Origin of the sequence: Achromobacter dolens, assembly GCF_902859745.1 — a bacterium.
In the GTDB taxonomy this organism is placed as follows: Bacteria; Pseudomonadota; Gammaproteobacteria; order Burkholderiales; family Burkholderiaceae_B; genus Achromobacter; species Achromobacter dolens.
Genome location: NZ_CADIJW010000018.1, coordinates 13,783 through 24,859, shown reverse-complemented (window position 1 = coordinate 24,859; position 11,077 = coordinate 13,783). Strand labels below are relative to the sequence as shown.

At 67.5% G+C, this 11,077-nt stretch carries 9 protein-coding genes; 7 read left to right on the top strand and 2 right to left on the bottom strand.

Annotation, left to right across the window (positions count from 1 at the left end; genetic code table 11):
- Window positions 1–54: 54 nt before the first annotated feature.
- The 6 genes from HV783_RS14905 to HV783_RS14880 all read left to right on the top strand — a co-directional run bounded on the left by HV783_RS14905 (window position 55) and on the right by HV783_RS14880 (window position 6,502).
- Window positions 55–1,206 (top strand): ABC transporter substrate-binding protein, encoded by a 1,152-nt coding sequence (locus HV783_RS14905; RefSeq protein ID WP_374700852.1) that lies wholly within the window; start codon window positions 55–57, stop codon window positions 1,204–1,206.
- A gap of 149 nt (window positions 1,207–1,355) precedes the next feature.
- Window positions 1,356–2,222: a branched-chain amino acid ABC transporter permease gene (locus HV783_RS14900; protein WP_006387153.1), complete on the top strand. Its 867-nt coding sequence runs from the start codon at window positions 1,356–1,358 to the stop codon at window positions 2,220–2,222.
- 22 nt (window positions 2,223–2,244) lie between these two features.
- Window positions 2,245–4,026 (top strand): branched-chain amino acid ABC transporter ATP-binding protein/permease, encoded by a 1,782-nt coding sequence (locus HV783_RS14895; RefSeq protein WP_144654738.1) that lies wholly within the window; start codon window positions 2,245–2,247, stop codon window positions 4,024–4,026.
- Window positions 4,019–4,723, top strand: a complete 705-nt coding sequence (locus HV783_RS14890; RefSeq protein WP_175189394.1) for an ABC transporter ATP-binding protein — start codon at window positions 4,019–4,021, stop codon at window positions 4,721–4,723. Before HV783_RS14895 ends, HV783_RS14890 begins: the two co-directional genes overlap by 8 nt.
- A 19-nt stretch (window positions 4,724–4,742) precedes the next feature.
- The gene (locus tag HV783_RS14885; RefSeq protein WP_175189393.1) at window positions 4,743–5,738 is read left to right on the top strand and encodes an NAD(P)H-quinone oxidoreductase; all 996 of its coding nucleotides are present in this window, start codon (window positions 4,743–4,745) and stop codon (window positions 5,736–5,738) included.
- Window positions 5,735–6,502: an SDR family oxidoreductase gene (locus tag HV783_RS14880; protein WP_054503011.1), complete on the top strand. Its 768-nt coding sequence runs from the start codon at window positions 5,735–5,737 to the stop codon at window positions 6,500–6,502. Before HV783_RS14885 ends, HV783_RS14880 begins: the two co-directional genes overlap by 4 nt.
- 61 nt (window positions 6,503–6,563) lie before the next feature.
- Here the strand turns inward: HV783_RS14880 and HV783_RS14875 are convergent, their stop codons facing one another.
- Window positions 6,564–8,765, bottom strand: a complete 2,202-nt coding sequence (locus HV783_RS14875; protein WP_054503012.1) for a TonB-dependent receptor — start codon at window positions 8,763–8,765, stop codon at window positions 6,564–6,566.
- A gap of 289 nt (window positions 8,766–9,054) precedes the next feature.
- Complete coding sequence (locus HV783_RS14870) at window positions 9,055–10,026, bottom strand: pirin family protein (protein WP_175189392.1); 972 nt, start codon at window positions 10,024–10,026, stop codon at window positions 9,055–9,057.
- 118 nt (window positions 10,027–10,144) lie between these two features.
- Between HV783_RS14870 and HV783_RS14865 the strand changes: the two genes are divergently transcribed.
- A complete protein-coding gene (locus tag HV783_RS14865; RefSeq protein ID WP_116791868.1) occupies window positions 10,145–11,053 on the top strand; it encodes a LysR substrate-binding domain-containing protein in 909 nt (302 codons plus the stop codon).
- The last annotated feature ends 24 nt before the right edge of the window (window positions 11,054–11,077 follow it).

The window sequence follows — 11,077 nt, the reverse complement described above, 5'->3', positions numbered from 1 at the left end:
TAGACAGTGTTCAAGATCAAACAATTCGCCATCGCGCTGGGCCTGTGCGGCGTCATGGCCAGCGGCACCGCGGCGGCCGACATCAAGGTGGGCGCCCTCTTCCCGTTCAGCGGCGCGCTGGCGTTGCTGGGGCAGGAGAGCTATCGCGGCCTGGAGCTGGCCGTCAACGAAATCAATGCCGCCGGCGGGATCAACGGCGAGAAGATCCAGATCATCAAGGCCGACGCGGTCGACCCGACCCAGGCGGTGTCCGAGACCAAGCGATTGATCTCATCGAACGTGGTCGGCGTGTTCGGCAGCTACGCCTCGGGCATCTCGTACGCGGCCTCGCCCGTGACCGAGCTGGCCGGCGTGCCCTACTTCGAGCTGGGCGCCACCGCCCACAAGATCACCACGCGCGGCTACAAGTACCTGTTCCGCAGCAACCCCAACACCGCGCTGTACGGCGTGTCGGTGGTCAACGCGCTGCACGACATCATCGGGCCGGGCATGGGCCTGAACCCGAAGGAAGTGCGCATCGGCATCATCCACGAGGACGGCCCCTACGGCACCGACGTGGCCGCCACCGAGAAAAAGCGCGCCCAGGAACTGGGCTACACCGTGGCCGAGGTGCTGCCCTATTCGGCCAAGACGGTCGACCTGTCCTCGCTGATCCTGCGCCTGAAGGGCGCCAAGGTCGACGTGGTGCTGCAGACCGCCTACCAGAACGACGCCATCCTGTACTTCAGCCAGGCGCGCGCCGCCGGCTTCAAGCCCAAGGTGGTGATCGGCGCCGGCGGCGGCTATTCGCTGGCCGACACCGCCAAGGCCGTGGGCGCCGACATGAACGGCGTGTTCGACCTGGACTTCCCGCAGGCGTCCATCAATCCGGCCGGCGCGCCCGGCCTGGACAAGTTCCTGGAAGCCTACAAGACCACCTACAAGAGCGACCCGCAGTCCGGCCACAGCCTGACCAACTATGTCGGCGCCAAGGCCTTCTTCGAAGCCATCACCAACGCCAAGTCCACCGACAAGGACAAGATCCGCGCGGCCGTGCTGGCGTACAAGAAGCCGGCCGGCCAGACCGCCAACGGCTGGGCCTTCGACTTCGGCGAGGACGGCCAGAACAACGCCTCGACCTTCTACGTGATGCAGTGGCAGGATGGCAAGCTGGTCACCATCGCGCCTGACAACCTCGCGCTGGGCAAGCCCGTCTTCAAGAAATAGGACGCCGGGGCCGCCATCGGGCAGGCCCGGCACGGCAAGCCAGCAAACCGGACGCTCGGGGGCGTCCGGCGTTTCACTGGGGCCCGCGGCCCCGGCCCCGCCGGCGACGGCGCGCGGCCGGGACGCGCCCCGTTCCAAGAGGTTGCACCATGGATATCTTCATTCAACTGGTCATCAACGGCCTGTTGCTGGGCGGCGCCTACACCATCATCAGCCTGGGGCTGACGCTGATCTTCGGCGTGGTCCGCGTCGTCAACTTCGCGCATGGCGAATTCCTGATGATCGGCATGTACGCGGTCTACCTGATCGCGGCGCAGTTCGGCGTGCACCCGTACATCGGCCTGGTGCCGGTGGCGGTCATCCTGTTCGCGCTGGGCGCGCTGACGCAGAAGGGCATCATCCAGCCGCTGCTCAACGCCGACCAGCACATCCAGATCTTCGCCACGGTGGGCGTGTCCACCATCCTGCTGAACCTGGCGCTGGTGATCTTCGGCGCCAACGTGTTCCGCGCCCCGGTGCAACTGGGCACCAGCACCCTGGACGTCGGCAACTACTCCATGGTCACCGGCCAGTTGGTGACCTTCGTGGTCGGCCTGAGCCTGGCCGTGCTGCTGCACCTGTTCATGCACCGCACCTACCTGGGCCGCGCGCTGCGGGCGGTGGCGCAGCACCGCTACGCCGCCACGCTGATGGGGGTGAATGTCAACAACGTCTACGCCATCGCCTTCGGCCTGGGCACCGCCTTCGTCGGCATCGCCGCGGGCCTCCTGGCGCCTCAGTATCCGGTGTTCCCGACAGTAGGCACGTACTTCGTGCTGACCGCCTTCGTGATCGTGGTGCTGGGCGGCCTGGGCAGCCTGTACGGCGCGGTGGCCGGGTCCATGATCATCGGCATCGTCGATACGCTGGCCGGCTACTACATCGCCCCCGACCTCAAAGAGGTCGTCTATTTCGGGATCTTCCTCTTGATCCTTGTCCTGCGTCCGACCGGCCTGTTCGGCGTCGGCACAGAGTGATCAGAGCCACAAGGAGCGAGACGTGTTTCCCGACTTTCGAAGCCCCAAAGCCTACGTCAGCCTGATTCTGCTGATCGTCATGTTCATCGTGCCCGTCGTCACGGGCACGCCGTTCTGGACCAACCTGTTCGTCCTGCTGTTCGTCTTTTCCGCGCTGTCGGTGGCCTGGAACATCGTCGGCGGCTACGCCGGCCAGTTGTCGCTGGGCCACGCGGTGTTCTACGGCATCGGCGGCTACACCGCCACCCTGCTGACGCAGAACTTCGGCATCTCGCCGTGGTTCGGCATGCTGGCGGGCGCGGCCATCTCGGCGGCCGTGGCCATCATCATCAGCTATCCCACGCTGCGGCTGCGCGGGCCGTTCTTCGCGCTGGCCACCATCGCCATCCTGGAAGTGGTGCGGCTGCTGGTGATCCACGAGGAAAGCTGGACCGGCGGCTCCAGCGGCATCAGCCTGCCGCTGAACATCGGCTGGGCCTGGATCGTGTTCCGCGAGAAGATCAACTACGTGATCATCGCCTTCGGCCTGTTCCTGCTGGTGACCTGGGTCTCGTGGTACATCCGCAAGTCGCGCATCGGCCATTACCTGATCGCCATCCGCGAGCGAGAGGACGCGGCGCTGGCGGTGGGCATCCACACGGTGCGCGTCAAGATCATCGCCGCGGTGGTGTCGGCCATGCTGACCAGCGTGATCGGCACCTTCCACATCACTTACCTGACCTTCGTCGATCCCAGCTCGGCCTTCTCGCTGGAATTGTCGGTGCAGGTGGCGATGTTCGCGCTGATCGGCGGCCTGGGCACGGTGGCCGGCCCCATCGCCGGCACCTTCCTGGTGCTGCCAATCGCCGAGCTGGCGCGCGGCTGGCTGTCCAGCGTGGGCAACGGCATGCACGGGCTGATCTACGGCCTGATCCTGGTGGCGGTGGTGCTGACCATCCCGCGCGGCCTGGCCGGCGCCTTCGGTCCGGCCATCGAGCGCGCCCTGGCGCGCCTACCCTACCTGGGCACGCCGCGCGCCCGGCGCCAACTGGTCGAACCGGCCCGTCCGACCGACGCGGCGCGGCGCGAGCAGCCGGTGCTCAAGGCCGAGAACCTGTTCAAGAGCTTCGGCGGCCTGCGCGCCACCAACGATGTCTCGCTGACGCTGAACCAGTACGAGATCCTGGGCATGATCGGCCCCAACGGCGCCGGCAAGACCACGGTGTTCAACCTGCTGTCCGGCTTCCTGTCGCCCGACAAGGGCGCGGTGTCCATGGTCGACGCCAAGGGCAACTGGGTCTCGTGCAGCACGCCGGACGAGTTCGCGCACCAGGGCCTGGGCCGCACCTTCCAGATCGCCAAGCCGTTCACCGGCCTGACGGTATTGGAGAACATCATGCTGGGCGCCTTCATCCGCACCGCCGACCGCGAGGAGGCCGAGCAGATCGCGCTCAAGGTGGCCGAGGAAACCGACCTGCTCAAGTACCTGAACACCGAGGCCCGCAGCCTGACGGTAGGCGGCATGAAGCGGCTGGAGATCGCCCGCGCGCTGGCGATCCGGCCGCGCATCCTGCTGCTGGACGAGGTAATGGCGGGGCTGAACCCCACCGACATCGAGAAGTCGATCAAGATGATCCGCCGCATCCGCGATTCGGGCGTGTCGGTGCTGCTGATCGAGCACATGATGCAGGCCACCATGGCGCTGTCTGACCGCATCATCGTGCTGAACGAAGGCGCGGTGCTGGTGAGCGGCGCCCCCAAGGACGTGGTCGAGAACCCCGCCGTCATCGAGGCCTATTTGGGCAAGGAGTACCAGGATGCTTAAGGTTTCGGATCTGTCGTCGGGCTACGGCAAGAGCCAGGTGCTCAACGGCCTGAACTTCGAGGTCAATGCCGGCGAGATCGTGACGCTGATCGGCGCCAACGGCGCCGGCAAGACCACCACCCTGAAGACGCTGTGCGGCGTGGTTCCCGCCACCGCCGGCCGGGTCGAGTTCGAGGGCCGCGACCTGACCAACCGCACGCCCTACGACATCGTCGACGCCGGGATCACCATGATTCCCGAAGGCCGCCAGTTGTTCCCGCACTTCACGGTGCGCGACAACCTGCTGATGGGCTCGTACAAGCGCGCCGCCCGCCCCATCGTGCAGCGCAAGCTGGAGGAAGTGCTGCGGATCTTCCCGCGGGTGCGCGAGCGCCTGGGGCAGTACGCCGGCTCGCTGTCCGGCGGCGAGCAGCAGATGGTGGCGATCGCGCGCGGCATGATGGCCGATCCCAAGCTGCTAGTGTTCGACGAGCCCTCGCTGGGCCTGTCGCCGCTGCTGGTGCAGCAGATGTTCGACATCATCCACGACGTCACGTCCCACGGCGTCACGGTGCTGCTGGTGGAGCAGAACGTGTTCCGCACGCTGCGCCTGGCCGACCGCGGCTACGTGCTGGAGAACGGCGCCATCGTGCGCACGGGCACCGGCGCCGAGCTGCTGGCCGATCCCCATGTCAAGAAGGCCTATCTGGGCCACTGAAATCCGAAGGACCGCATTCATGTCTCTACGCTGCACATTCATCGACCACGGCACCGGCGGCGCGCCCGATTGCCTGCGCCTGGCCGAACGCGAGATGGCCGCGCCCGCCGGCCGCCAGGTGCTGATCGAGGTGGCCTACGCCGGCGTCAACCGCCCCGACGTGCTGCAACGCTCGGGCTCGTATCCGCCGCCGCCCGGCGCCTCGCCCTACCTGGGACTGGAGGTCGCGGGCACCATCGTCGCCGTCGGTCCCGACGCCACGCGCTGGCAGGTTGGCGACCGGGTCTGCGCGCTGACGCCCGGCGGCGGCTACGCGCAGTACTGCCTGGCCGACGAGCGCCACTGCCTGCCGGTGCCGCGCGGCCTGGACCTGCTGTCCGCCGCCGCCATCCCGGAAAACTATTTCACCGTCTGGACCAACGTGTTCGAGCGCGCCCGCCTCGCGGCCGGCGAGAAGTTCCTGGTGCATGGCGGCTCCAGCGGCATCGGCCTGACCGCGATCCAACTGGCGCGCGCCTTCGGCGCCGAGGTCTGGACCACGGTGGGCAACCAGGAGAAGGCCGAGGCCTGCCTGAAGGCCGGCGCGCAGCACGCGCTGATCTACCGCGACACCGACTTCGAGGCGGAGGTCCGCCAGGCCACCGGCGGCCAGGGCGTGGACGTGATCCTCGACATGGTTGGCGGCGCCTACATCAACAAGAATCTCCGCCTGCTGGCGGTGAATGGCCGGCTGGTGCAGATCGCCTTCCTGGAAGGCAGCAAGGCCGAAATCGACGCCCTGCCCATCATGACCCGCCGGCTGTCGTTCACCGGCTCCACCCTGCGGCCGCGTTCGGACGAAGACAAGGGCGCCATCGCCCAGGCGCTGGCCGACAAGGTGCTGCCGCTGATGGAACAGGGGCGCTGCCTGCCGCTGATCCACCAGGTGTTCCCGCTGGAAGAAGCGGCCCAGGCCCACGCGCTGATGGAAAGCAGCCGGCACATCGGCAAGATCATGTTGAAGGTGCGGGCATGAGCGCGCGCTTCCAGGATCAGGTCATCATCGTCACCGGCGCCGTCGGCGGCATCGGTTCGGCCATCGTCGAGGGCTTCCTGGCCGAAGGCGGCAAGGTCGGGCTGATCGACTTCAATTCGCAGGGCGGCCAGGCCTATGAGAGGGAGCTGAAAAAGCGCGGCCATGCCGTGAGCTTCGTGCACGCCGATGTCTCGCACTTCGACCAGTGCCAGGCTGCGTATGACCGCATCACCCGCGACCTCGGCCCCGCCACCATCCTGGTCAACAACGTCGGCATCTCGCCCAAGACCGACGGCCGCGCGCTGAAGGTCTGGGAGATGACGCCGGGCGAATGGGACAAGGTGGTGGCGGTCAACCTGAACAGCGTGTTCTACATGACCCACCTGGCCACGCCGCACATGGTGCGCCAGCGCCAGGGGCGCGTGATCAACATGTCGTCGGTGGCGGGCAAGGCCTATTGCGACATCGTCGCCGCGCACTACGCCGCCACCAAGGCGGCGCTGCTGGGCCTGACGCGCCACTGGGCCGCGGAACTGGGCGAGCACGACGTCACCGTCAACGGCCTGGCGCCGGGGCGCATCAGCACGCCGCTGCTGAAAAGCGTGCCCAAGGAGATCAACGACGCCGTGGCCGAGGTCACCGCGCTGCGCCGGCTCGGCACGCCCGAGGAAGTGGCCGACGCCTGCCTGTTCTTCGCCTCGGACCAGGCGCGGTTCGTGACCGGGCAGGTGCTGGACGTGGCGGGCGGCTGGTTGATGACCTAGACCGCCGGGGCGTTGCTTTTCCTGGCCTGCGCGGCGCCCGCCGGGCGGCGGGCATCCGCGCTCAGAAGTCCATGCTGGCGCTCAGCGAGAAGGTGCGCGGGCCGCCCAGCACCAGGTAACCGTTGCCCGGGTAGCCGCCCACCGACGACCAGTAGTTGCGGTTGGCGATATTCTCGACGCGGGCGCGCAGCGTCACCACGTGGCCGTCCACGTCCATCATGTAGCGCAGGCCGGCGTCGAAGCGGGTCCAGCCGGGCACCTTGAGGGTGTTGGCGTCGTCCGCATAGGAGGCGCCGGTGTAGACCACGCGGCCGTCCACGGCCAGGCCCTGCACGCCGGGGATGTCCCATTCCGCGCCCAGGTTGGCCTGGAAGCGCGGCACGCCGATGACGCGGTTGCCGTCGATGGCGCTGTTGCCGGTGGAACGCTGCTTGGCGTCCAGGAAGGTCAGGCCGCCCAGCACGCGCACGCGGTCGATCGGCTCGCCGAACACGGTCAGCTCGATGCCCTGGTGGCGGTCCTTGCCGGAGGCGGTGAACCGATTGGACGCGTCATAGGCCGCGCGCGGCTTGTCGGTGGAGAACAGCGCCAGGCCCGCGCCCAGGCCGCCGCCGTCGTACTTGACGCCGATTTCCTTTTGCTTGGAAACGTAAGGCTGCAGGCTCTCGCCGCCGTTGGGCACGGGCTTGTCATTTGCCCTAAGCGGAGCGGTACCGCCGGCCACCAGGGCTTCGATGTAGTTGGCATACAACGACACGCTCGGCGCCACCTTGAAGACAATGCCGGCGGCCGGCGAGTTGTGGCTGGCGTCGTAGGAGCCCTGCTCCTTGCCGGTGTTGTAGGCATAGCTGCGCGAGGACAGGCGCTGGTGGCGAATGCCCAGCGTCAGCAGCACCTTGTCGTCCAGGAATGACAACGTGTCGCCGAGTGCATAGCTGCTGAGCCGCGTACGCGCCTGAAGAGCAGGATCGTCAATATCATTGCCCCGCGACGCTCCCGCGCTGAAAGCCGGTTTGTCATATGACTGTGGATCGTAGATATTGGTCGGAAACTTGTTCCCTGCATCCATGATGTAGGCATTCTTCGTTTTCAAGTCGAAGAAGGACGCCGACACCACGAATTCATGCCCCACGGGTCCCGTCCGAACCTTGGCACGCAGCCCCAACTCACCCGTATTGACGTTGTCCTTGCGGGTGTTGTCAAAGCGATAGAAATTGCTGGCGCCCGAATAGGCATTGGTCAGATTGATGTTGCCCAGCGAATTCGCCTCATCGCTACGGCGCATACCAAAGGCGGCCCAGCCGGTAAGCTTGTCGCTGAAATCGTGCTCTGCGCGAATCGTCCCGAAGACATCGCGTTCATTGGAGTACGACCACGGCTGCGCGTAATTGGAACTGGCATCAGGCGCATCGGGCACATGGTCCTTCAGGCCCACAACACTAATGTTCGGCCGCGCGCGCTTGAGCTTGTTCTCCTGCCAGCCGATATCCGCCGACAACCGCGTGTCGGCCGAGCGCCAGTCCAGGCCCAACGACACCAGGCTGGTGCGGGAATGTTCGTCATCGATGCCGGTGTCGCCGCTGCGGTTGGCGACGTTCAGGCGGATACCGGTGCTGTCGTCCGGCCCGAAACGGCGCGCGATGTCGGTCGACACGGAGAACTGGCCGCCGCTGGACACGCCGGTGGTGAAGCGGGTGAGCGGCTCGTTGGGCGCGCGCTTGGGCACCAGGTTGATGACGCCGCCGATGCCGCCGCCGCTGGGCGCCGCCCCCGTCAGGAAGGCCGACGCGCCGCGCAGCACTTCGACGCGCTCGAACAGTTCGGTGGCGATGTACTGGCGCGGCAGCAGGCTGTACAGGCCGTTGTAGGCCACGTCATCCGAACTGAGGATGAAGCCGCGGATGAAGTACGACTCCTGGAAATTGCCGAAGCCGCGCGCCACGCGCACGCCCGGATCGTTCTGCAGCACGTCGCCGACGCTGCGCGCCTGCTTGTCCTGGATCAGCTCGTTGGTGTAGCTGGTGATGCTGAACGGCGTGCTCATGATGTCCTGCGTGCCCAGCACGCCGACGCGGCCGCCGCGGGCCACCTGGCCGCCCGCGTAGGGCTGGGCCAGGCCGCCGGCCGAAGCGTCGGCGCTGGCCTCGACCTTGATTGCCTCCATGGAGACGACGGAGCCGTCGGCGGCGGGCGCGGCGGATTGGGCATGGAGGGCGGTGTACGGCAGGGCCGCAACCACGCACGCAAGAGTTCGTATTTTCATATCGGGAATCGGTAGGCGGGCGCTTCGCAGGAAGCAGGGATCGCAACAATCCCGATGAGGGTCACGCGGGGTAACGGCTTGCCATTCGAACTGCCGCAAAGCCGGCCATGCCGGTCTTGTGGAGTCCGTTCACCAAGGGAGATTGAGATCGTGCGGGGTCGATTCTATATAAAACGAAATCATTCTCATTGCGTCCCTTAATATGGACGACAGCTTTGTTGCTCGCTTACAACGATTAGTTTCCGATGGTTGTCCGCGACGCCGGCTTGCGCCCAGCCCGCGGGGCTCGTCAACCCGGCAGGTCCGCCGGGTCGCGCAGTCGGCCGAATTCCCCGGCTTCGTAGGCCGCCATGGTCCGCCCCAGGGCCCGCGCGTCCGCCATGACGAACGGCCCGCGCTGGATCACGGGCTCGTCGATGGCCCGCCCCGCCACCAGGAGGAAATGAACCGGCGCTCCGGCCGCCAGCAGTTGCAGCAGCCCATCGCGATCCGCCGTGGCCGTCAGCGCCGCCCCCGGCGGCAGGATGGCGAAATCGGGATCGGGGACGCGCCTGTCCGCCACCGCCCCCCGGCCGCGCGGCCGGAACGGCGCCATCGGGCGCGTCCCGAGATCCGCCGGCGGGCGCGCCGGCGCCGTGATCTGGTGGCGGGCCCGCACTCCCAGTTCGCCGTGGACCGCGTATAGCCAGGCGTTCCAGCCGGCCGGCAGCGTCACCAGCCGCGACGCCCCCGGGCGCAGCCAGCCATCCAGGATCAACAACGGCTCGGGGGTGGCCAGCGGCGCTTCCCAGCCATCGTAGCGGCCCGACACCACCCGCACGCGGCCGGCGTCGCCCTGCAGGACCGGCATCTCCCAGGCGCGCAGCAACGAGGCCTCGGGCGGCAGCGACTTGAGCCGCTGCGGCAGGTTGACGTACAACCGCACCCCGTTCAGGCGCGACTCTCCCACGGGCTGCTGATCGTGGATCACGCCGCGTCCGGCCACGGTCCAATGCAGGTCGCCGGCCCGGATCTCATGGTCGTTGTCCATGCTGTCTCGGCTGCGCAGGGCGCCGCGGCTGTCTTCCAGCAATAGCGTCACGGCCGACATGCCGGCGTGGGGGTGCGGCGCGAAGCTGGGGCCGGTCATGACGAAATGCTCCGCCAGCACCAGCGGCGACATGCCGCGCGGAAAATCGGGTTGGCGGAATTGCCGGAACGAACAGGCGTCGCCCGCGGGCTCGAACGGCTTGGCCACGGGCGGACTGAGGCGGATGGTCAAGGAGCTGCTGCCTGGATTTTTGGGTGGCGCAGAGCTTATGGGTTCCGCGTCCGGCACAGTAGACGCTAATTTCAGGAATAATTGTCCTGCGTTACAGGACAATTCCCCAACCTGGCCCATGCATTCCTATATCCATCATCTCGACGACCTGCTGCTTTTCACCGAGGTAGTGGAAAAAGGCGGTTTCTCCGCCGCCGCCCGCGTGCTCAATATGCAGCGTTCCAAACTCAGCCGGCGCGTGGCCGAGCTGGAGACGCGGCTGGGCCTGCGGTTGCTGCAACGCAACACCCGCCGCGTCTCGCTCACGCCCATGGGCGAGCAGATCTACGTGCATGCGCTGGCGATGGCGCGCGAGGCCCGCAGCGCCTTCGACCTGGCGGCGGCGATGGGCGACACGCCCAGCGGCCTGCTGCGCATGACCGCCCCCTCCGCCCTGGCCGTGTCCCTGCTGGGCGAATTGGTGTCGCGCTTCTGCCTGAAGCACCCCGGCGTGCGGGTATTGCTGGACACCCGCGACCAGATCATCGACCTGGTGGGCGAAGGCTATGACCTGGCCTTCCGCGCCCAGGGCGCCTCGCTCACGGATTCGAGGCTGGTGGCGCGCGAACTGGCGCCGGTGCCGCTGATCCTGGTGGCGGCTCCGGAGATGGCCCGGGCCGCGCCGCGCCATCCGCGCGAACTGAGCGCGTTGCCGCTGCTGGCCCACGCCACCCAGGACAGCCCGCAAAGCTGGCATTTCACCGGCCCCGCGGGCGAAGCCGAGTCGATCGAATTCCGCCCCCGCTGCCTCAGCAGCAACCTCGCGGCGCTGCGCGAGATGGCGCGCGCCGGCCTGGGCGTGGCGCTGCTGCCCCACTATCTCTGCGCCGGCTCCCTGGCCAGGGGCGACCTGGCGCAACTGCTGCCCGCCTGGCGCGCTGACCCGGCGCGCATCTACGCGGTCATGCCCGCCCGCCGCGGCGCGCCGCTGGCCCTGCGGCGTTTCCTGGATTTCGCGGCGGCGGAAATGCCGGCCTTGCTGGCCTGAGGCGCGGCGCCTGGATCACCAGGC